This window comes from Marinobacter sp. LQ44, from assembly GCF_001447155.2.
Classification (GTDB): Bacteria; Pseudomonadota; Gammaproteobacteria; order Pseudomonadales; family Oleiphilaceae; genus Marinobacter.
Map to the genome: position 1 here is coordinate 2,723,050 of NZ_CP014754.1, position 22,005 is coordinate 2,745,054.

The 22,005-nt window shown below is 58.8% G+C and carries 20 protein-coding genes; 9 read left to right on the forward strand and 11 right to left on the reverse strand.

Annotated elements, in window-relative coordinates; all coding sequences use genetic code 11:
* Positions 1-43: 43 nt before the first annotated feature.
* The 4 genes from phoB to ASQ50_RS12485 form a co-directional block, all read right to left on the reverse strand.
* Entirely contained in the window at positions 44-736 is a 693-nt protein-coding gene (gene phoB, locus ASQ50_RS12470) for a phosphate regulon transcriptional regulator PhoB (protein WP_058091532.1), read from the reverse strand.
* Between the two features lie 104 nt (positions 737-840).
* Positions 841-1,725 carry a 4-hydroxybenzoate octaprenyltransferase gene (ubiA, locus tag ASQ50_RS12475; RefSeq protein ID WP_058091531.1) on the reverse strand — a complete coding sequence of 295 codons (885 nt, stop codon included), beginning with the start codon at positions 1,723-1,725 and terminating at the stop codon, positions 841-843.
* A 78-nt stretch (positions 1,726-1,803) separates the two neighbouring features.
* Complete coding sequence (locus tag ASQ50_RS12480; RefSeq protein WP_058091530.1) at positions 1,804-2,358, reverse strand: chorismate--pyruvate lyase family protein; 555 nt, start codon at positions 2,356-2,358, stop codon at positions 1,804-1,806.
* Positions 2,339-2,896 carry a hypoxanthine-guanine phosphoribosyltransferase gene (locus ASQ50_RS12485; protein ID WP_058091529.1) on the reverse strand — a complete coding sequence of 186 codons (558 nt, stop codon included), beginning with the start codon at positions 2,894-2,896 and terminating at the stop codon, positions 2,339-2,341. The genes ASQ50_RS12480 and ASQ50_RS12485 overlap by 20 nt, the downstream gene beginning before the upstream one ends.
* Positions 2,897-3,163: 267 nt before the next feature.
* Between ASQ50_RS12485 and ASQ50_RS12490 the strand changes: the two genes are divergently transcribed.
* From ASQ50_RS12490 to tesB, 3 genes are all read left to right on the forward strand, one after another.
* A complete protein-coding gene (locus ASQ50_RS12490) occupies positions 3,164-3,331 on the forward strand; it encodes a rubredoxin (RefSeq protein ID WP_008173532.1) in 168 nt (55 codons plus the stop codon).
* Positions 3,332-3,347: 16 nt separating this feature from the next.
* On the forward strand, positions 3,348-4,505 hold the full coding sequence (locus ASQ50_RS12495) for an NAD(P)/FAD-dependent oxidoreductase (RefSeq protein WP_058091528.1): 1,158 nt from the start codon (positions 3,348-3,350) through the stop codon (positions 4,503-4,505).
* A 121-nt stretch (positions 4,506-4,626) separates the two neighbouring features.
* Entirely contained in the window at positions 4,627-5,487 is an 861-nt protein-coding gene (gene tesB, locus ASQ50_RS12500) for an acyl-CoA thioesterase II (RefSeq protein WP_058091527.1), read from the forward strand.
* Here tesB and ASQ50_RS12505 read toward each other — a convergent pair.
* From ASQ50_RS12505 to ASQ50_RS12515, 3 genes are all read right to left on the reverse strand, one after another.
* Complete coding sequence (locus tag ASQ50_RS12505) at positions 5,454-8,000, reverse strand: EAL domain-containing protein (RefSeq protein WP_058091526.1); 2,547 nt, start codon at positions 7,998-8,000, stop codon at positions 5,454-5,456. The two genes, tesB and ASQ50_RS12505, sit on opposite strands and share 34 nt — an antisense overlap.
* Positions 8,001-8,108: 108 nt before the next feature.
* Entirely contained in the window at positions 8,109-8,555 is a 447-nt protein-coding gene (locus tag ASQ50_RS12510) for a flavodoxin (protein WP_058091525.1), read from the reverse strand.
* Between the two features lie 76 nt (positions 8,556-8,631).
* A complete protein-coding gene (locus tag ASQ50_RS12515) occupies positions 8,632-9,735 on the reverse strand; it encodes a GGDEF domain-containing protein (protein WP_058091524.1) in 1,104 nt (367 codons plus the stop codon).
* Positions 9,736-9,935: 200 nt separating this feature from the next.
* Between ASQ50_RS12515 and ASQ50_RS12520 the strand changes: the two genes are divergently transcribed.
* From ASQ50_RS12520 to ASQ50_RS12530, 3 genes are all read left to right on the forward strand, one after another.
* Positions 9,936-11,501, forward strand: a complete 1,566-nt coding sequence (locus tag ASQ50_RS12520) for an inorganic phosphate transporter (protein ID WP_058091523.1) — start codon at positions 9,936-9,938, stop codon at positions 11,499-11,501.
* A gap of 107 nt (positions 11,502-11,608) precedes the next feature.
* A complete protein-coding gene (locus ASQ50_RS12525) occupies positions 11,609-11,875 on the forward strand; it encodes a hypothetical protein (protein ID WP_058091522.1) in 267 nt (88 codons plus the stop codon).
* Between the two features lie 118 nt (positions 11,876-11,993).
* Positions 11,994-13,340, forward strand: a complete 1,347-nt coding sequence (locus tag ASQ50_RS12530) for an HD-GYP domain-containing protein (RefSeq protein ID WP_058091521.1) — start codon at positions 11,994-11,996, stop codon at positions 13,338-13,340.
* Between the two features lie 7 nt (positions 13,341-13,347).
* On the opposite strand, the gene panP is transcribed toward ASQ50_RS12530, so the two are convergent.
* From panP to ASQ50_RS12550, 4 genes are all read right to left on the reverse strand, one after another.
* Entirely contained in the window at positions 13,348-15,027 is a 1,680-nt protein-coding gene (gene panP, locus ASQ50_RS12535; RefSeq protein WP_058091520.1) for a pyridoxal-dependent aspartate 1-decarboxylase PanP, read from the reverse strand.
* Between the two features lie 196 nt (positions 15,028-15,223).
* Complete coding sequence (locus ASQ50_RS12540) at positions 15,224-15,571, reverse strand: DUF503 domain-containing protein (RefSeq protein WP_058091519.1); 348 nt, start codon at positions 15,569-15,571, stop codon at positions 15,224-15,226.
* 203 nt (positions 15,572-15,774) lie between these two features.
* Positions 15,775-17,466: an isovaleryl-CoA dehydrogenase gene (locus ASQ50_RS12545; RefSeq protein ID WP_058091518.1), complete on the reverse strand. Its 1,692-nt coding sequence runs from the start codon at positions 17,464-17,466 to the stop codon at positions 15,775-15,777.
* A gap of 2 nt (positions 17,467-17,468) precedes the next feature.
* Positions 17,469-18,098: a TetR/AcrR family transcriptional regulator gene (locus ASQ50_RS12550; RefSeq protein WP_058091517.1), complete on the reverse strand. Its 630-nt coding sequence runs from the start codon at positions 18,096-18,098 to the stop codon at positions 17,469-17,471.
* Between the two features lie 272 nt (positions 18,099-18,370).
* Between ASQ50_RS12550 and ASQ50_RS12555 the strand changes: the two genes are divergently transcribed.
* The 3 genes from ASQ50_RS12555 to ppk1 all read left to right on the forward strand — a co-directional run bounded on the left by ASQ50_RS12555 (position 18,371) and on the right by ppk1 (position 21,977).
* The gene (locus tag ASQ50_RS12555) at positions 18,371-18,592 is read left to right on the forward strand and encodes a hypothetical protein (RefSeq protein ID WP_058091516.1); all 222 of its coding nucleotides are present in this window, start codon (positions 18,371-18,373) and stop codon (positions 18,590-18,592) included.
* A 168-nt stretch (positions 18,593-18,760) separates the two neighbouring features.
* Positions 18,761-19,792 carry a porphobilinogen synthase gene (gene hemB / locus ASQ50_RS12560; protein WP_171039992.1) on the forward strand — a complete coding sequence of 344 codons (1,032 nt, stop codon included), beginning with the start codon at positions 18,761-18,763 and terminating at the stop codon, positions 19,790-19,792.
* 43 nt (positions 19,793-19,835) lie between these two features.
* Positions 19,836-21,977: a polyphosphate kinase 1 gene (gene ppk1, locus ASQ50_RS12565; protein ID WP_058091515.1), complete on the forward strand. Its 2,142-nt coding sequence runs from the start codon at positions 19,836-19,838 to the stop codon at positions 21,975-21,977.
* Positions 21,978-22,005 lie beyond the last annotated feature (28 nt).

Consider the following 22,005-nt stretch of genomic DNA (forward strand, 5'->3'; position numbering starts at 1 on the left):
CCTTGTTGTGTGTCCGGCGCTGATGCGTGACGGCCGGTGTGGATCAGGCGGCCCGTGTTGAGAAGCGGTATCCGGTGCCCCGTACCGTCTGAATCAGGTGATCGTACTTGTCGCCGAGCGCCTTGCGCAAGCGCCGTATGTGCACGTCAACGGTGCGTTCTTCAACATACACATTGCCGCCCCAGACCTGGTCCAGCAACTGGGAGCGGGTATACACCCGTTCCTGGTGAGTCATGAAAAACTGCAACAGCCGGTATTCGGTGGGTCCCATGGTCAGTGCGCCCTCAGGGGAAGTGACCCGATGGCCGACCGGGTCCAGGGTCAGGCCCTCCACTTCAATAGGGCTGTCGACGCCGGCTGGCGTTGCGCGGCGGAGTACGGCCTTCAGACGTGCCACCAGTTCCCTTGGGCTGAAAGGCTTGGTGATGTAATCGTCGGCACCCACTTCAAGGCCCTGGATCTTGTTGTCTTCCTCAACCTTGGCGGTCAGCATGATGATCGGAATGTCCGCCGTGGCCTCTTCTTTTTTCAGCCTTCGAGCCAGTTCAACGCCACTGGTGCCAGGAAGCATCCAGTCCAGCAGAATCAGGTCGGGCTGTTTATCAACGATCAGGGCATGCGCTTCGCGGGCATCCGCTGCCTCTAGGTAGTCATAATCAGCCATTTCGAGCGCAACCGCGATCATCTCGCGGATAGGTGCTTCGTCATCGACGATCAGGACAGTTTTTCCAGTCATGAGCATTAACCTGTGTCAGACCCCGGGAGCAAAATGGCTCCCCAGTAATGTTGCTGGGTCATTACAACGCGTCTTTGTTACAAGTATATGACATGGCTGGATGGTCAGAGCATCAAATCCAGGGCCAGACCGGCGAACACCGCAAAGCCGGCCCAGTTGTTGTTGAGAAAGGCCCTGAAGCAGCCGTCCCGGGAGCGTTCCCGTGCCAGGTACTGGTGGTAGACAAACAGGCTGGCCATAGCAGTAACCCCCAGGTAGTAGAAGGTGCCGAGTTCGGCCTGGTTGCCCACCATGATCAGGATGACAATCACCATCGCCTGCAAGGCACCGATAATGACCCGGTCTGCCTCGCCAAACAGGATGGCGGTCGATTTGATCCCTACCTTGACGTCATCATCCCGGTCAACCATGGCGTAGAGGGTGTCGTAGGCGACAGTCCAGAGCACATTGGCGGTGAACAGCAGCCAGGTGAGCTGGCTCAGTTCATTGGCCTCGGCGGCCCAGGCCATGGGGATGGCCCAGGAGAAAGCGGCGCCCAGGAACAGCTGGGGCAGGTGGGTATAGCGTTTCATGAATGGGTAGATGAACGCCAGCAGGGCGCCACCGAATGACAGGTACAGGGTCAGCGAGTTGGTAAACAGCACGACCATCAGTAACGACACCAGGCACAGGCCGGCAAACAGCGCGACGGCTTCCCAGGCCCGGATGCGACCGGTAGTCAGGGGGCGGTCTTTGGTGCGTTTGACATGACGGTCCCAGTCTCGGTCAGCGAAGTCGTTGATGGCACAGCCTGCCGCCCGCATGAAGAACACACCCAGGGTGAAGATCACAATGTTGGCCAGGGACGGCATTCCGCCCGCGGCAAGCCAGAGTGCCCACCAGGTGGGCCAGAGTAACAGCAGGCTGCCAATAGGTCGGTCGATGCGCAGCAGCTTCGCGTAGTCGGCCAGACGGCTCTGGACGTGTTCTGGCAGGGCGTTCTGCAGCATGGCAAGGGTCTTCCATCGGTCGGGTGCGTGGGCAGTGGCTGATTATAGCCAGCCTGGCGGCGCCGGTTAAACCCGCGTTTACCGCTGGTAGAGTGTTGGCAGCAGGTACTCGCCCACCATCAGGGCCTCGTTGCCCCGGTGAAACAGGGAGCGCCGGGCCAATTGTGGTTGCTGGTCATCGGTGTTCTGGCACAGCCCGGTTTCCAGTGGGCCGCGCAGCCATTCAGGACGGCTGAAAAGATAGGCACCAAGAGGCTTGTTGCCGAGGTTACGAAGGCGTCGGCCCTTGCCTTCGAGGCAGGCCAGGGGAATGACGGTGCGGGCAAGAACCCAGGGTTGGCTATCGCCGCACAGGCGAACTTCCCTGATCCAGGCCCGCTGTCGGGGCGCGAGGCCGAGGCGCCGGGCTTCCTCAAGTGTTGGCACGGCGAAGCCCTCGTTGCAGACTTCCACGTGAAAGCGGTAACGGCACTGTTGTTGGAGCACCCGGGTAAACGAGCCCTCCACCTGGAGCCAGTGCCGAGCCGGGCCGTGCACCGCCGGATTGTGAAGCCCGGCGGCAGCAAGAGAACGGTACCAGCGCGTGGGGGGGATGATCGGCCCGTTGCGGTGGTCAGAGTCCTTTGACGGCATAGATTCCGGGCGCGTTGCGCCAGTATCCCTTGTAGTCCATGCCATAACCGAACAGGAATCGGTCTTCCACATACAGGCCGGTGAAGTCTGCTTTCAGGCCAGGGCGGGCCTTGCGATCATGCTCCTTGTCGACCAGAACTGCGGTCAGGACTTCTCGGGCACCATGAGCCAGGCAGTAATCCGCAATGGCGTAGAGGGTCGTACCCTCGTCGAGGATGTCGTCGACAATCAATACCGTGCGGCCTTTCATGTCGGCCTCAGGCTGGAGCTTCCATTCCAGGATGCCGCCGGTGGTTTCCTGGCGGTAGCGGGTTGCGTGCAGGTACTCCGCCTGAACCGGGAACAGAAGCCTGGGCAGCAGTTGTCCGGTCAGTATAAGACCGCCGTTCATCACACAGAACAGCAGTGGGTTGCTGTCTTTAAGGCGCTCGGTAATGGCAGTGGCCATCGTGTCGATGGCGGCGCTCACCTGCTGCTCATTCACCAGGCAGTCGGCTTCGGCCATGACCTGGTTCATGTCGGCGACGGTATCGGTCATAACGGTCGGATCCTGTCGTAAAACCGGCGATTATACCGAAGTGGGCCGATTGAAGGGAGGGGGTGGCACCAGTTAGCTATCTGTAGTTACAGCTATTGGCACAAATATACCGGGACGAGCGTCCGTGCTGGCATTGGTCATCGGCAATGGGGCGAGTATTATGGCCCTTTGCGGTTGTCTGGCCTGTCCGGACAAATCTTTTAAGTGATGCTTGATTGTTGCATTGTCAGACAATAATATTCCGCCAACATTGATGGGAGATATAGCATGAAGAAGTGGCAGTGTGTGGTTTGTGGCCTGATCTACGATGAGGCCGAGGGTTGGCCGGAAGATGGAATCGAGCCGGGTACAAAATGGGAAGACGTGCCCGAGGATTGGGTTTGCCCGGATTGCGGCGTTGGCAAAGAAGACTTCGAGATGATCGAAATCGGCTGATAAACGGAGCAGATGAATGACCAACCAGGCACCGATTGTGATTGTAGGCACCGGGTTGTCGGGCTATTCGCTGGTGCGCGAATTCCGCAAGCTGGACAAAGACACCCCGGTCGTCATGGTCACCGCCGATGATGGCGTAAGCTATTCCAAGCCGATGCTGTCTACCGGGTTTACCAAAGACAAAGACGCCCAGGGCCTGGCCCAGGCCGATACCGAAGCCATGGCTGAGCAGCTTGGGGTGGAAATACGCACCTACACCACCGTGACCGGCATAGACACCGGCAAGCACGAGTTGGTCCTGGGTGATGAACGGCTAGGTTACAGCAAGCTGGTGCTGGCCTGGGGGGCTGACGTTATCCGCCTCGGACTGGCCGGGAATGGCCTGGACCGCGTGCACTCCATCAACGACCTGCTGGACTACCGGGCATTCCGCAAAGCGCTGGAAGGCGGTAAGCGGGTAGCGATCATGGGGGCCGGGCTGATTGGTTGTGAGTTTGCCAACGATCTTCGCAATGGTGGTTATGAGGTCGACGTGGTTGCACCGGACGCCACGGTGATGCCCAGCCTTTTGCCGGAGCCGGCGGCTGAGGCTGTTCGCCATGAGCTGACGGAGCTCGGGGTTCGTTTCCACCTGGGAACCGTTGTCGAGCGGGTTGATGAGGACGGAGACGGCGTCCGGCTGACGCTGGGTAACGGTGAAACACTGCAGGCTGACCTGGTGATTTCGGCCGTCGGTTTGCGGCCGCGAACCGAGCTGGCGAAAGCCGCGGAGCTGGACACCGGGCGGGGTATACAGGTGAACCGTGCGCTGGAAACCTCTGCAGAGGATGTCTATGCCCTGGGCGACTGCGCCGAGGTGGACGGCCAGGTGCTGCTTTATGTTCTGCCTCTGATGGCCTGTGCCCGTGCGCTGGCGAAAACTCTTACGGGCGAACGCACCGAGGTCCGTTATGGCACCATGCCAATCATGGTCAAGACACCGTGCTGCCCGACAGCCGTATGCCCGCCACCGGTCGGCGCCGAAGGGAACTGGCAGATTGAACAGGAAGCCTCGGACGTGAAAGCGTTGTTCAAGTCGCCTGATGGCGAAACACTCGGTTTTGCAGTGACCGGACGCTTTGCCGTTGAAAAGCAGGCGCTGGCGCGGGAAGTGCCGCCTCTCCACCAGGATTGATCAGCCTGCCATCGGGGCCGTCCGGCCCCGATATTCTTCCTTGCCTTGTTGTTGTCGTTGCGAAATTTTGCTGTCTGGGGTAGAAAACCCGTTCGTGAGCTAACAAAACACAGGAGCAGGCATGCTAGAGGTAACCCGTAAGCTGGTGGAGCTGTTGGACTTGTCCCCCATCGGTGATGATCATTTTCAGGGTGAGAGCGAAGACCTGGGATTCCCCCATGTGTTTGGTGGTCAGGTGCTGGGGCAGGCCCTGATGGCAGCCAGTCGCACCGTAGAGGACCGGCTGTGTCATTCGCTGCACGCCTATTTTTTGCGCCCGGGCAACCACAGCATGCCGATTGATTACGAGGTGCAGCGGGTGCGTGATGGCGGTACTTTTTCGGTGCGTCGGGTGATTGCCCGCCAGGATGGCAAGGAAATTCTGACCGGCTCCATGTCGTTCCAGGTGGCCGAGCCCGGGCTGGATCACCAGTTGGAGATGCCTGAGGCACCGGAGCCTGATTCACTGCGGTCTGAGCAGGACTGGGGCAAGATGATTGCCGAAAAACTGCCGGAAAAGCTGCGGGATGTGATGACCAAGGATCGTCCGATTGAAATCCGCCCGGTCAATCCAATGAACCCGTTCAAGCCAGAGAAGCGCCCGCCCCATCGGCAGAACTGGTTCCGGGCGGCCGGCCCTCTGCCGGACGATCCGGTATTGCACCGGTGCCTGCTGACCTACGCTTCTGATTTCACCTTTCTCGGTACGTCGCTGAACCCCCATGGCCGAACGTTTATGAGCAAGGGGATGCAGGTGGCTAGTCTGGACCACGCTATCTGGTTTCACCGGGATTTCCGCATGGACGACTGGCTGCTGTACGATAAGGACAGCCCCAGCGCGTCTGGTGCCCGGGGCTTCAACCGGGGCAATTTCTTTACCCGGGACGGTGTTCTGGTGGCGTCAACGACTCAGGAAGCGCTGATTCGCGAGCGCCTGGGCTGACCGGACATCCAGTCAACCAACCCGTCAAAGGGCAGCGGTCTGGTCAGAATGTATCCCTGGATCAGGTCGCAGCCCATGTCTTCCAGCAGAGCCAGCGTTTCCTCGTCCTCAACTCCCTCCGCAACCACCGTGTAGCCCAGGCTGTGGCACATATCGATGGTAGTCCGCACGATCACCCGGTCTTCCTCCCGGTGTGACAACTCGGTGATCAGTGACCGGTCGATTTTGATCTCACTGGCTGGCAGCTGTTTGATGTAAGACAACGAGGAATAGCCCGAGCCGAAGTCGTCGATCGACAGGGGGATACCTGCCGCGTTCAGGGCATTCAGCGCCTTCAGAGAATTTACGGGGTCCTGCATCATGGAGGTTTCCGTTACCTCAAAGGTGATGGCCCCCATATGGGCATGAAAGCTCTGCATCAGGCGCTGAACAAATACCGCGAAATCCGGCTCCCGGAGGTTGTTGGGTGAGATATTCACCGCTATGCCTGCGTCGAAGCCCAGCTCCAGCAACCGGCTGCGCAGGTGCAGGGCTTCCTGCAGTACCCAGCGGGTCAGGGGTTTGATCAGTCCGCTTTGCTCCGCCAGGGCAATGAGCTGGTCAGGTGGGACCGGTTGTTCGCGGTCTGGCCAGCGGATCAGGGCTTCATATCCGACGATCTGGCCGGACTTGAGCGACAGCTTGGGTTGTAGATACAGCGCCAGCTTGTTGTTGTCGATGGCGTGTCGGAGTTCCGATACCAGGGTCAGTCGTTCCGCGCTGTAGGAATCCCGGGACGGCTTGTAGTAGGCAATCCCCCGGTCCCGGGCACGGTCAGAGCCTTCGGCAATCACGGCGCGACGGATCAGGGTGTTGGCGTCTGTACCGTGTTCGGGATAGATCGCGACCCCGAGTTGCGGCGCCAATGGTACCTGCATACCCAGGAAATCCACCGGGTAACGGACTTCCTCAATGCTGCGAAGCACAGCCCTGGTGGCAGCTTCCGCTTCGCTGGCATCAACCAGGAAGGCAAAGGTTTGCGGGTCCAGGCTGGCTAGGTAAAAGTTGCGGACGTCGCTCTGTTCAATGGCAATGGCGCCCGGTACATCTCGAATCACCGCATTGTAATGCTTGGACGCGAGCTCCAGGATGCGATCGCTGTTGCGATGGCCCAGGGTCTTGGTCACCGAATTCAGGTTGTTGAGGTGAATAATCACCACGCCATAGCGTTTGCGGTCGTTCGAGTGGGTGAGCTCACTCAGTTTCATTTCAAAGCTGCTGCGATTGGGCAGGCCTGTCAGTGGGTGATGCAGGGCCTGGTCCATCAGCCGAAGCTCGGCTGACCGCCGGGCTTCCAGTGCCCTTAACTCGGCTTCCCGGGCCAGAACCTTGTCCTGGCGTTCCCGGTAAATACGTACCGCCAGTGCCAGGCTTAGCAGAATGGCCTCCAGAGCGGAGCCTACTTGCATGCCGTAGGCGGTGATGAAGTTGGTAGGGATCAGGCCATACTTGTTGGCTGCGGTAATAGCACTGCCCAGGGTTAGAGCGCCCCAGGCCAGGGTGTAGTAGACCGCCTGGGGATTGCCGCGAACCCATTGGAGCGGCCCCACCACCGTCAGCAGCAGGCAGCTGGGAATGGCGAGTGCAACCGTCAGGCGGCTGCCGGTGCTGTAATCGGTGAAGAAGGTGATGACCGCCGTCAGAACATTGAGGGTAATGGTTAACAGAATCAGCCGGTCAAGCCCTGGGCTGGACCGTTTCAGCCTCAGGAACGAGCGTGAGAACAGTAGGGTGAAGACCATAGCAAACGGCACGGTCAGCAGCATGGCCCGGTTCTGTATAGCTGGGAGGTTTGGCCACAATAACTGATAGGTGATGCCGTTCAGGCTGCCCACAAGAATCAGGTAACCGAGGGTGGATAACACATAAAGTAGGTAGACCGGTTCCCTCAGTGCCAGAAACACAAACAGATTGAAGCAGATAACGGTAATCAGAATGCCGTAGTAACCGGCGTGCAGCTGGCTTTCGACAGAGGCCTTTTCAAAGTAGCTGCGGCTGTTCCAGAGCTTCAGGGGAATCTGCATGGCGCCCTGGGTCTCTACCCTCAGCAGGATCTGGTAATTGGCGTCAGGCTGAAGCTGAAACGGAAACAGGAAGTGAGGGTGTTGAACCGGTCGCTCCCGGAAGGGTTTCTGGTCGCCCGTGCTTTCATGGTGAACAATGTTGCTATCCCGGATCAGGTAAAAGTCGACATGATCCAGTTGCGGGTAGCTGATTTCCAGCAGGCTGATGAGTTCCGGGTTGCTGACCGGAAAGCGAAGCCAGATATGGTCTCGGATGTAGCCGAAATTGGGTGTTTTCTCCGGCAGTACCTGCCAATCGTCCGAGGCCATTGCTTGTTGGGGCGTGAGCTGAACGCCCGGCGCCAGGCGGAGATACTCCATCTCCGGAATATACGAAACGCTTGCCGGCTGCGCCTGAAGCGGCAGAGTTATCACCAGAAACAGCAGGGCCAGAAGCTTAGCCGGGTTCATCAGAGTCACAGGTTACCGTTATTGTCGTTATGCTGACGAGTATGGCCTGTCGCTGGAGGCGGCTCAAGCGTCGCGGCAGGGAGATTTGGTAACTTGTGTAAAGATTGGTCAAATACCGTTAACCCAGTTTTTGACCCAGGGGACCGCCTCGGTTTCGGGCTCCATGGTTTCCAGGGCATCAACCCTCAATGTTTCACCCACTTTGCGGGCACCGGTCTCGTAAAGAGCTTCTTCCATAAGGTCGCCGGCGCCGCAAAAGGTGTCTCCATAGGAGCTATCGCCCAGCACGATGACCCCGAACGGCCGGCCTGGTTGCTGGGGGAGTTGGTCCCGAAGGTCAACATAGAGCGTTAGAAGGTTGGCCGGAACTTCGCCTTGGCCCGTGGTGGAGGTGCAGACTAACAGGGCATCATCGTTGGAGGTTATGTCATCCAGGGTCGGATTTTCCAGGACCGCCACCTGGTGACCGTCGACTTCCAGTTCCTCGCGAATCTTGCGGGCTGTCAGCAGGGCGCCACCATAAACACTGCCAACCAGAACTCGAATTGCTGCCATGTCACCACCTATGCTTTGTCAGGACTTTGGCCCTTTGGCCAACCGGGGCTGATCATAGCGATGGTGTCCTGTGGGCTCAAGCCCGGGTTTCGGTTGCTTCCGGGGTGTCCTGGCTTCGTACCCGGGGTGCAATGCGGTTTCGGCCCGCGTCTTTGGCGTTGTACAACTGGATATCAGCCTGTTTTAGTAGCTCAGTTACTGAACCCGCCTTGGAAATGGAACAGACTCCGGCACTGATGGTGACCGGCAGGGTCTCGCCCTGATACTGGAACTGTGTACTGGCCACCTCCGCTCGAAGCCGCTCGGCCAGGGCCAGGGCCTGCAGCAGGCTGGTGTCTGGCAGCAGCAGGAGAAATTCTTCCCCGCCCCAGCGGGCCGCCAGGTCGGATTGCCGCACCACAGTATGGGTAAGGTCGGCGAACTGACGGAGCACCGAGTCGCCAGCGTTGTGGCCATGGTCGTCGTTGATGCGCTTGAACAGGTCCAGATCAATCAGCACCACAGAGAAATGGTGGCCCGCGCGTTTAAACCGGGAGAACTCGGTATTCAGCCGGTTCTGCATTTCCCGACGGTTGGCCAGCCCGGTCAGTTCGTCAGTTCGGGCCGCACGTTCATGGGCTTTTGCCAGGGCCAGAAGCCTGTTCCTGGCCCGCAGGCGCCCCGCTTCCAGTACAAAGCAGAAAATGGATTCAAAGGTCAGGGTGGCGAAAAAACGAATCTTGAAGTCGGTGGAATATTCCGCAGTCACCAGTGGCAGCCCGGGGAACTGGAAAACAATGATCGCCAGCAGATAACAGAACAGCAGAATGGCGGTGCCGCCTTTCAGACTGGTCAGGTAGAACAGCAAGGGCGGGAATACATAGAACCACAGCGGGCCGGTGTTGCCCTCGCCGCCGGATGCCAGCAGGTAGGCAAACAACAGGCCGACGGTGGTCAGCAGGCCGGCCTTCTGCACAACCCGGTCCCGCGTCCAGGCGTACCAGATCATGTTGAACGCAACAGGAACAATAAACAGCCAGAGCACCCAGGCATGAACCGGGTGCTCCGCATACCAGGCCTTGGTGCCAATGCCCGCCAGAAACACGACGGCCATCACGGACAGGCCATTGAGCAATCGGGAGATTTGCCGCTCTTCTTGTTCTCGGGAGCTGGCGTGGTCGGCTAGGGTGTCGTGGGTCATGGGCGCTTTTATCGTTTTTTGACGCTCTTTCCGGAAGTATGCGCCAAATTATATAGCATTTGCAGTCCCTCTTTACGGGAGTGTGACGCCTGCCTAGTGTGTCAGTTTTGTTTCAATTTTATGGCAAAAATTTTATAGTTTGCCCCCCCCGTGGCATGACTGCCCGATGTCCATTCAGCTCACAAGAGATGACATTGCTTATGGCCCGCTCCAGCAACTTTCTGGATACCCTGCTCACCAGCCCCGCCACGGAACGGTATCGGGTCGGGCTGAGCGTTCTGTTCCTGCTTATCGTCTGGCTTGTGGTTGGTTCCTTTAGCCAGGGCCTGCCCAATAATATGCTGTTGATGGCTGCTGCTGTTATTGGTGGGTACATGGCCATCAACATAGGTGCCAATGATGTCGCTAATAATGTCGGCCCGGCAGTTGGCTCCGGTGCCCTGTCGCTGGGTGCTGCGGTTTTGCTGGCGGCGGTGTTTGAGGCCGGTGGCGCGATCATTGCCGGTGGCGATGTGGTCTCAACCATCAAGGGTGGCATTATTGATCCCACCAGTCTCGATGACCCGCGCGCCTTTGTCTGGCTGATGACGGCAGCCCTGCTCGCAGGCGCCCTGTGGTTGAACCTGGCCACCTGGATGGGCGCGCCCGTGTCAACTACCCATTCAATTGTTGGTGGCGTTCTGGGGGCCGGTATTGCCGCTGGCGGCTGGGCCATCGCCGACTGGTCGGTGATGGGCAAGATCGCTGCCAGTTGGGTGATTTCCCCGGTGTTGGGTGGTGCCCTGGCGGCGTTGTTCCTGATTGTGATCAAAAAAACCGTGCTGTACCAGAAGAACCTGGTGTCAGCGGCCCGCACCTTCGTGCCCTGGCTGGTGGCCATCATGGCCTGGGCTTTTGGCACTTATCTGATGATCAAAGGTGTGAGCAAGCTGGTGAAGCTGGACTTCACCCAGTCCGCCTTGATTGGTCTGGCATTGGCGGCAGTGGTGTTTTTCACCATGAGAGCCCTGGTTGGCCGTAAGGCGGCGACGATGGAGAACAGCATCGATGGTGTGAATATGCTGTTCACCTGGCCGCTGATTTTCGCGGCAGCACTCCTGAGTTTTGCCCATGGCGCCAACGACGTGGCCAACGCTATTGGCCCGCTGGCGGCCATTAATGATGCCATCCAGGCTGGTGGCGGTGTGGTCACCTCGGCCAGCATCCCGCTTTGGGTGATGATGGTCGGTGCTCTGGGTCTTGCGGTGGGCCTGATGCTGTTTGGCCCGCGCCTGATCAAGACGGTTGGCAGCGAAATCACCGAGCTGGATAAAACCCGTGCGTTTTGTATTGCATTGTCCGCAGCACTTACCGTTATCCTTGCTTCCCAGTTGGGGCTGCCGGTCAGTTCCACCCATATTGCCATTGGTGGCGTATTCGGGGTTGGTTTCCTGAGGGAATACCTGAAATCCAACTATGCCACCCAGTTGCATAAGATCATGGAGCACCATGACCCGGCGGAGCAGGAGCGACTGAAGCCGTTCCTGGATGATTTCCGGAATGCGTCTGTCGAGGAAATGGAGAATCTGCTGAAGCAGGCCAAGCAAAAGAAGGATCAGGTGCCGCTGACCAAGTCTGAACGCAAGCGTCTGAAGAAGATCTACAAGGAGGAAATGGTCAAGCGCTCGCACCTGTTCCGGATTGCTGCGGCGTGGATCATCACTGTGCCGGCGTCTGCCCTGATGGCGGCGTTCCTGTTCTTCACCCTGCGTGGTTTGATGATCTGATGGTTTATGCGGGGCTGGTTACCGCCCCGCGGATTGGCCATACTATAGGCATCAGGCCCTGAGCGGGCCGGTTTGCTTTAACGCTATCCATAATCGGGGAGTCAGGAATGAGTTCATCTTCCGAGAGCCGTCAGGCCAAGATGATTGAAGAGTTGCGGGTGTTCATCAAGAAGGTGATGAGCGAGCCGACGATTGCGGTTAAATCCATGGATATTGCCCGTAAGTACAAGGGCCAGCCGAATTCAGATGAGTTGATCGCGCGTGAGATCAGTGCCAACACCACCATCCGGATTCCGGAGAACTGGAGTGAGGCGGACAAGATGTTCCTGGAGATCCTGCACGAGGTGCTGGATGACGAAGAGGCCCTGTACTGAAGGCTGTTCGCGGTTGTCGACGGCGTTAGCGGTTTGCAAGGTTTTACACGCGGATTTGTCCGTTTACGCTACACTCTCATTGGGTCATGGTCATACGCTGTAAAATCTGGTGGCGTTCATGGGAGAGACAATCGTCGAGCGGCAAGTTCCAGTCACTGATCTCGAGATCGGTATGCACGTCGTGCGGCTGGATCGCCCCTGGGAAGAAACCTCCTTCTTGTTGCAGGGTTTCATTGTAAAGTCCGAGTCCGACATATGGGCTCTGCGGGATCAATGCGACTTTGTCTACATTGAGGGTCGCGAAGTCAGTCCGGCAAGTGGCCCAAGTAAATCCGTAAGAAATCAGCCAAGCAAGCAAAGCAAGACCTCCTCTCTATTCAATTTTTTTGGCCGACATAAGGGCCGCCCTTCAACGGCGGATGCTCCCCGGGGAGGGGGCAAAAAACCTATCAGGGTGAACTACATCAACAAAGTGGCCCTTGGTGATGAGATTGGGCGAGCCAGTCAGTTCCATCGAGAGGCAAAAACGGTCGCGGACAGTATCATGTCAGGCCTGCGAGTGGGGCGGGCATTGGATCTCAATAGCGCCCGCAAGGTCGTCAACCAGTGTGTGGACAGTATTCTCAACAACACCGACGCCATGCTTTTGCTGACCAAGCTCAAAGAGCGTGATGATTACACTGCTGAGCATTGTATGAACGTGGCGATCCTGTCCGCAGCTTTCGGAAAACACCTGGGCCTGCTTGAAGGTGAAATTCGCACCTTGGGTCTTTGCGGTCTGTTGCACGATGTGGGCAAAGCGAGAGTCCCTTTGGACATCCTCCAAAAACCGGGCGCACTGACGCCGGATGAATTCGCCGCTATGCGGCGTCACGCGGATTATGGTCGGGATATCCTGATGTCGTCAGGACGTTCTCTGAATGCTGCTGTGGATGTGGCTTACAATCATCATGAGCGGCTGGATGGCAAAGGTTATCCGCGATCACTCAAGGCAGCGCAGATCCCCTATTTTGCGAAAATAGTCGCCATCATTGACACGTATGACGCCATCACCAGCAATCGAGTTTACGACACCTGTCGCTCCTCCATGACCGCTCTGGAAATCATTTACAAACACCGGGGCGCCCAATTCGATGGCGAGTTGGCAGAGGAGTTTATCCGATTTATTGGGATCTACCCACCGGGGTCGCTGGTAGAACTCCAGACCGGGGAGCTTGCCGTTGTCACCGAGGCCAACCCAAGAAACAGACTTCGCCCAAGGGTGCTTCTGGTAACCAGCCCCGACAAAAGCAGGCTTGCTGAACTCAAAGCATTAGATCTGGCCTTGGCTCTTGCCGATGAAAAGAACGCTCTTTACGCCATCAAACGCGAACTTCCGGACGGGAGCCACGGTATATTACTGAAAGAATTGATGGATGCCGGTTTGAAGCTGGCTTTGCCAGTGACGGAATCTGCCTCGGACTGACCATGGGTCAGCCATTAGCCCGTTTGTCTCTGTTATTTTGGGTCAGTACCGTGGCTGCCATCTGGTTCAGAACAGCCATTTCGTCGCTGATGCCGTTTTCCCACGACAGCTCTCGCTGCTCCTCAAGAATGTCCTCCAGAATATCCGGTGTTGTTAACGGGTTGGCCAGGACCACCCGGAAAACGATGCACGGGAAGTGGTAGTAGCGGGCCGGCTCCAGTCGGGTTCGGGAGACAAATGCCTTGCCTCTCTCCCGCTGGGTTTTCTGGATGAATTTTGTGATACGGTTCAGGCAGGTGTTCATTTTCTCTGCCTGCAGTTCGTCGGCCATGGCCAGTGCCTGGCGTACGTCTTCCGGACAATAACGGTAAGTCAGGATGTTCAGTTCCGGCCGGGTAACCAGTTCGAAATCCGGTTGTTCATCGATCATGTTGGCAAAGGTTTTGGCTTTGTCGATGCCCTGGTCGATGAGAATTTCGTAGCCTTCTCTTGCGAGGATTTTCAGGCCTGAGTGGATCAGCATGGCCATGCCCGGGCGGGAGCCTTCCAGGGTGGTGCTGCCGAGGTCCCGGGAACCTTTTCGGATGATGTACTGGGCGTGGTGTTCTACCGCGCTGGCGAGGCTGGGGTCTTTGAAGACCACCAGACCGGCGCCCATGGGTACGTAGAGCTGTTTGTGCGCGTCGAAGGTGACCGAGTCGGCTTTCTCGATGCCGCGCAGCAGGTGTTTGTGGGTGCGGGAGAACAGGGTTGGCCCGCCCCAGGCGGCGTCGACGTGGAAGTGGGCGCCGAATTCCCGGGCGATGTCGGCCATGGCGTCCAGCGGGTCGACGTTGCCGGTTTCGGTGGTGCCGGCCACGCCGCAGATAGCCATGACCTTGATTTTCTGCTTTTGCAGTTCCAGGCATTTGTCCCGCAGGGCATCGGGCTGGATACGGTTGAATTCGTCGGTTTCCACCGGCACCAGGGCATCCCGGCCCAGGCCGAGTACGTCGGCGGCTTTGCGCAGGGAATAGTGACCGCGCTTGGAGACAACGATGGCGGCGCCTTCGCAGCCATAGTACCTCAGTGCCCGGAACAGGCCTTCTTCGTGCAGGCCGCGGAAGCTGCCTTCGGCGGGGAAGGCGCGGTTGCGGGCGACCCACAGGGCGGTGAGGTTGGCGACGGTGCCGCCGGAGCACATGGCGCCCAGGGCGTGCCGGGGGTCGTGCATCCATTTTCGGTAGAAGGAGCCGTCCTGCTGGTACACCAGCCGGTGGATCATGCCCAGTACCTGGCGCTCCAGGGGGGTGAAGGCCTTCGAGGTTTCGGTTTTGACCAGGTTCTGGTTCAGGGCAATCATGATTTTTGACAGCGGCAGCATGAAGTAGGGCAGTGCCGAGGTCATGTGGCCGATGAATGCCGGTGAGGCGGTGTGAACCGAGTTGGCCACCAGTTTGTCGAGCAGGAACTGGGCCTGTTCGGAGACGAATACGGGCTTTTCCGGAATCACGGAGTCGGCGAAGTTTTTTTCGACATCGCTCAGGTCGCGTTCAACGGCGACGATGTGTTCCTGGAGGAAGCCGGCCAGGTTCCGGGAGATGTTCTGATCGATGCGGCTCAGGGTGGATTCCGGCGCCTCGGGCACCGTGAATACGCGATACATGGCCTCAACGGAGGCCTGGGCGGATTTTTTCTTTCCGGTCATAGAGCCACACACTTCTTTCAGTGGTTATCCGCAAGGTCGGTTCCGGAAACCCGGCGGACGAAGCCGGGCGTTGCCCGACACTCGTAGTATAGCCTGCGTGATTACAGGTCATGTATTCCCTGAGGGGCGGTAGTATAAGGCCTGAACAGCAATGACGCTATGCCCTGCGGGCGCTGGTGTTACGGCGCCGGGGCTATCAGAGGATTTCCCGGTGAACATCCAGGATGGCGGCGTCGATGCGCTCCTGGATGTCTTTTTCGACCTGGTCGAGGCGCTGGGTGATTTGCTGGGCGCTGGCGCCGAGGGCGGCGATGGTCCAGGTGGCGCAGTCCAGTGCTTCCTGGTCGGCGGTTTCGGCAACGGCCAGGTCGGGTTCTTTGCCCCAGATGGCTTTCATGGCGGTGAAGGCTTTGCGTTTGGCTTTGAGGTCTTCGCAGGCGTAGAGCTGGAAGTGCAGGGTGAGTACGCCTACGTGGGGGGTGATGTCCTGGTGCTGTTGTGGGTTTTTGCCTTCTTTGAGCAGTTTTCTCAGGGCTTCTGACATGTCTGGTTTGGCTCGTTTGGTGCAGGAACCGGTGAGGGTGGGCTGTTCAAAACACGCTGTGGATACGTCCTTGTACGCTCTGCTCCGCCATCCCTGGCTCCGCAAGGTTTTGAACAGCCCACCCTCACCGCTTCCCGAACGGTATACGGGGAGTCGCTTCAGCCGGTTGCTCTGGCTTTCGTGACAGGCTGTCTGGATTTTCCCTAGCCTACTACAGGTGTCGCCCGTTTGATAATCGCCGCCGGGTTGGTGCCGGAGGGCAGGTTGCCGTAGTTCATACCTCCGCTGGATTGCAGTCTTGAGGCGCAGAAGGCGTCGGCGACGTGTTTGTCGCCGAAGCGCAGTAGCAGGGAGCCTTGCAGGGTCAGGGCCAGGCGGTCGACGAGGTTGCGGGCGCGGTACTGGAAGTCGCTGATGTCGGCGAAGTCGTGTTGCAGTTGTGCCAGGTACTGGTCGAAGCGGCGGTCGGTGCCACGGGCTTCGGCGGCTTCTTTGAAGAAGGCGTCCAGGGTTTCGGGCTCTTTCTGCAGGGCGCGGAGGGTGTCCAGGCACTGGACGTTGCCGCTGCCTTCCCAGATGGCGTTGACCGGGGATTCCCGGAACAGCCGGGGCATGATGCAGTCTTCCATGACGCCGCTGCCGCCGATGCATTCCATGGCTTCGTAGGCGTGGTTGGGGGTGCGTTTGCAGATCCAGTATTTGCCGACGGGGGTGGCCAGGCGGGCCAGCAGGCGTTCGTGTTCTTTGTTCTGGTTGTCCATGGCCCGGGCTACGCGCATGGTGTAGGCGAGGGCGGCTTCGTTTTCGATGATCAGGTCGGCCAGGACGTTCTGCATCAGCGGCTGGTCGCTTAAGGTTGCGCCGAAGGCGCTGCGGTGGTGGCAGTGGTGGGTTGCCTGGGCCACGGCCTGGCGCATGCCGGCGGCGCTGCCGATCATGCAGTCGAAGCGGGTCATGGCGACCATTTCGATGATGGTGCGTACGCCGCGGCCTTCTTCACCGACCATCCAGGCCAGGGCGCCGCGGATTTCCACTTCGCTGGAGGCGTTGGCGACGTTGCCCATTTTGTTCTTGAGTTGCTGTACCTGCCAGGGGTTCTTGGTGCCATCCGGGCGCCACCGGGGCATCAGGAAGCAGGACAGGCCGCTGGTGGTCTGGGCCAGCACCAGGAAGGCGTCGCACATGGGGGCGGAGACGAACCATTTGTGACCAACCAGCTCATAGGGCTGGCCCGGGCCTTCCTGGCCGGTCGGGTAGGCCACGGTAGTATTGGCACGTACGTCACTGCCGCCCTGTTTCTCGGTCATGGCCATGCCGATGGTGACGGAGGTTTTGTCACCGTCTGGCACGTTGCGGCTGTCGTATTCGTTGGCCAGGATTTTCGGGGCCCAGAGTTTGGCCAGGTCAGGCTGGTTCTGGATCGACGGGATCGCTGCGAAAGTCATGGTGATCGGGCAACAGTGCGCCGCTTCTACCTGGGAGTGCAGGTAGTATTTGGCGGCGCGGGCGACGTGGGCGCCTTTGCCGGGGTTAGTCCAGGGCGAGCTGTGCAGGCCGTTCTCCAGGGCCACGCGCATGAGTTCGTGGTAGGCCGGGTGGAAGGTCACCTCATCTACCCGGTGGCCGTAGCGGTCGTGGGTGCGGAAGGAGGGCTTGTTGGCGTTGGCCTGATTACCAAGGTCAATGGTATCCGCCTGGCCGGCCCAGGCGCCGAACTGACTCAGGTCGTCGTTGGCGAAGCCGGCGCCCTCGCGCAGTACCGCCTCCCGCAGCGCGTTGTCCTGTTCGTAGAGGTTGTAGTTCTCCAGCGGCCGTGGCTGGTTGATCACCTCGTGGGTGGCCGACAGGTAGCGGTTGTCGGCGGTGGACTCGGTCTTGCGCTGCGGGCTGTTCATGGTTAGCTCCTGGTGCCGGTCAACCCCCGTATGCAGAAGCAGACGATGGTGTTGACCAGCTCATCTTCGTTGTTGTCTTGCCCCGGCGGTATGTCTGTCTGTGTTGGTGACAGAGGCCCCACCAGGGATTCTGATATCGCGCCCACCAGGCAGGTACTGGCGAGCCGTGCGTTTTGGTCCGGTATGCAGCCTTCGGCTATGCCATCCCGGATCGCCTGTTCAAACAGGCTGGCGTAAGCCTTTCGGTAAACCAGTCGCTCTTCTTCTACCTTCGGATCCACCGGTTCGGCGATCAGGGCCCAGGCCTTCATGGGGCCTTTGAGGGCCCTCTGGGCAAATTTCCTCAAGGCGTTGTCTAGGCGTTCAACGGCGTTTCCGGATACGTTGAGCGCTTCGGCCACCTTGTCGACTTCCCGCTGGGTGGCCAACCGGAAGATTTCGGCAAAAAGGTCCTCGCGGGACTCGAAATGCCGATAGATGGTGCCGGTGGCAACGCCGGCCAGGCCAGCAATCCGGGTGATACGGGCGCTTCGGAAGCCGCCTTCAGCGACACATTCCCAGGTGCGCTCGATGATGTTCTGGCGTGCCCGGGCTTTCCGTTCGCGCATCTTTTCGGTTTCACGATAGGCCATGCCGGCTCCTTACAAGTAGTGAATCACGGTTCATTCTTTGTGTCAATTTGCGGTTGTTTGTTTTGTCATGCAAGACATCTTTAAAATCATGGGCTTGAAATTGGATACAAAAAGTTACAAAAAAGTGGTTGTCAGGAAATAGCGTCGTCACCAAAACCGGATTATAAAGACGCCAAGACGGGGCCGCAGGCGGCCGGCGGTCGAGACGGGGTGCTGTCAGGCGCAGAGCCAACAGTGCTTGTAGTTCTGTTTTCGTTGATGGAGAAAATACCATGAGTGAATTCGACGAAAGCAATCTGGAGCAGTCCGGTAACTGGACCAGCGACAGTGATGATAACCATTCCATTGCCGGCAGGGCACGGGTCAGGGCCCAGTTGCAGGCTGATATCGAAGCATTCCTGCAAAGTGGCGGTCGGATACAGGAAGTGGACACCACGTTCCGTGCGGACTCCCCACGCAAGGTGGAAGTAGGGTTTAACAACCGATCCGTCTGATTCCCTTCATTGGCGGGCGGCGACTGCCATCCTGAGGCAGGGCCGTCCGTTTTTTGTCACTGGATTGTCATCGGTCAACGGCACACTGGGCTCAAACCTGCAATGCGTGGCCTCTGGGGTGTATGATGTCATCACTTTCCAAGGCCATCCATATTCAGGAGGTTATCCGTGTCCAAACAGCGCCCGCCGATTTCAAGCCGAGCCTATCCGTCGACTCGTTTGCGCCGTAATCGCGCCAGCGATTTTTCCCGCCGTCTGGTTCGTGAAAGCCAGCTGTCGCCTGATAACCTGATCTACCCGGTGTTTGTGCTTGAAGGCGAGAACCAGCGTGAGGCGGTGCCGTCCATGCCGGGGGTGGAGCGCCTGAGCGTCGATCTTCTGGTGGAGCAGGCTGCGGAACTGGTGGAGCTGGGCATTCCAGCGGTGGCGCTGTTTCCGGTCGTCCCTGCTGAGAGGAAGAATCTGTCTGGCTCGGGTGCCTGGGATTCGGACGGCCTGGCTCAGCGGGCGGTTCGTGCCCTGAAGAAAGCTCAGCCGGAACTGGGCGTGATCACCGACGTTGCCCTGGACCCGTTCACCACCCATGGTCAGGATGGCATTATTGATCACAACGGTTATGTGTTGAACGATGTCACCGTTGAAGCTCTGGTGAACCAGGCGTTGTCCCATGCCGATGCCGGGGCTGACGTGGTTGCCCCTTCAGATATGATGGACGGTCGCGTGGCGGCTATCCGCGATGCCCTGGAAGGCGCCGGTTATGTGAATACCCGGATTCTGGCCTACTCTGCCAAGTATGCCTCCAGCTATTACGGCCCGTTCCGGGATGCGGTCGGTTCTGCCGCCAACCTGGGCAAGGCTGATAAGGCGACCTATCAGATGGATCCGGCCAACAGTGACGAAGCCATTCATGAAGTGGCGATGGATCTGGCCGAGGGTGCCGATATGGTCATGATCAAACCGGGCATGCCCTACCTGGATATTGTGCACCGGGTGAAAACCGAACTGCAGGTGCCAACGTTTGTCTACCAGGTGAGTGGTGAGTACGCCATGCATATGGCCGCTGCGCAGAACGGCTGGCTGGATGGCGATGCGGTGATGATGGAGAGCCTGATGGCCATGCGCCGTGCCGGTGCTGACGGCATCCTGACCTATTTTGCAGTGCGCGCGGCGAGACTGATGAGGGATCGTTCGCGGGCATAGAGGGGCTTGAAGGCGCCCGAAATAACCATGGATATATAGAGTAATGACAACCGAGAATGCGCAAACCGCAGAGATCAGTGACCTGAGTGTGCCTGCGCCGGTAGATGTACCGCCGGTGGGCGAAGACATCAATCTGGACGCCAGTGAAAACTATTTCAACCGCGAGCTGAGCCAGCTTCAGTTCAACTACCGGGTGTTGAAACAGGCGCTGGATACCACTCATCCGCTGATCAACCGGTTGATCTTCTGCTGCATTTTCAGCAGCAACATGGACGAGTTCTTTGAAATCCGGGTGGCGGGCCTGCGCCAGCAAATGAAGTACGGCCGGGAGACCGTGGGCGTGGACGGCATGCAGCCAGACCAGGTGCTGGCAGAGATCAGCCGGGTGGCCCACGACTACATCCACGAGCAGTACGACATCATCAATAAGGTGCTCATTCCCGAGCTGGAAAAGGAGAACATTCACTTTGTCCGGCGCCGTGAGTGGACGCCGGCCCAGGCAGAGTGGGTGCGGAACTACTTCGAGGAAGAGATATTACCGGTGGTCAGCCCCATCGGGCTGGACCCGTCGCACCCGTTCCCTCGCCTGGTGAACAAGAGCCTCAACTTCATCGTTGAACTCGATGGCAAAGACGCCTTCGGTCGGGAAACCGGCATGGCCATTGTGCCCGCACCCCGCTCCCTGCCTCGCCTGGTTCGGCTGCCGGATGACGTCTGTGACGGCGGCGACAACCTGGTGTTTCTGTCGTCCATGATTCACGCCCATGCGGACGAGTTGTTCCCGGGCATGGAAGTGAAAGGCTGCTACCAGTTCCGGTTGACCCGTAACGCTGACCTTGAGCTGGAAGACGACCTGGAAGACCTGGCCTCGGCCCTGCGCGGCGAATTGTTGAGTCGCCGGTTTGGTGACGGAGTGCGTTTGGAGGTGGCCGACAACTGCCCGGAGGAGTTGGTGCAGTTTCTCTTGCGGGAGTTCGGTCTGACCGAGCGGGACTTGTATCAGGTGCATGGACCGGTCAATCTGACCCGTTTGATGGCCGTTGGCAGCCTGGTGGATCGCCTCGACCTGACCTATTCCAGTTTTTCCCCCTCGATTCCGCGCCAGATTCGCAGCAAGGAATCCATGTTTGATGCCATCCGCAAGCGGCCATTGCTGTTGTTGCATCCTTATGAAAACTTCAGCCCGGTAGTCGACCTGCTGCGTCAGGCGGCGAAAGATCCCCATGTGCTGGCGATCCGCCAGACCCTGTACCGTACCGGAGCCGACTCTGAAATTGTCGAGGCATTGGCGGATGCGGCCCGGCGGGGTAAGGAAGTGACCGCCGTTATCGAGCTGCGGGCCCGGTTCAGCGAGGCCGAGAACCTGGAGCTGGCAAGCCGTCTGCAGGAGGCGGGGGTGATTGTGGTCTACGGCGTGGTGGGCTACAAAACCCACGCCAAGATGATCCTGATTGTACGCCGGGAAGAAGGCCGGCTGCGCCGTTATGTGCACCTGGGTACCGGCAACTACCATGCCGGTAACGCCCGGCTGTACACCGATTACAGCTTCATGACCTGCGACGAATCCATCGGTGACGATGTCAACAAGCTGTTCCAGCAGCTGACGGGCATGGGCAAGGCATTGAAGATCAAGAAGCTGTTCCACGCCCCCTTCACCCTGCACAATCGCCTGATCAGTCTGATTGAGCGGGAAGCCGGGCTCGGTGAGAACGGGCGCATTATCTTCAAGTTCAACGCCCTGACCGAGCCGCAGGTGATCAAAGCCCTGTACCGGGCGTCCCAGGCCGGTGCCAGTATTGATCTGATCATTCGCGGTATCTGCTGCTTGCGTCCCCAGGTGCCGGGCCTGTCGGAGAATATCCGGGTGCGGTCCATCATCGGGCGCTTTCTTGAGCATACCCGGGTATATTACTTCGGCAACAACGGCAAACCCGACGTTTACTGTTCCAGCGCCGATGGTATGGAGCGGAACCTGCTGAGCCGGGTTGAGACCGCCTTCCCGATCGAAGAGCCGGCGCTGATCGAGCGGGTGACCGAGGATCTGGATACCTATCTTTCTGATAACTGCCAGTCCTGGGTATTGCAGTCTGATGGCAGTTATCTACAGAATCAGCCAGAAGAAGGAGAGGAGCGCCTGGCTTCGCAGCTGGTGTTGCTGGACCGGTTAACCTCTAAACCGAATTGATACGCTGGCCACCGGCCGGCAGGAAATA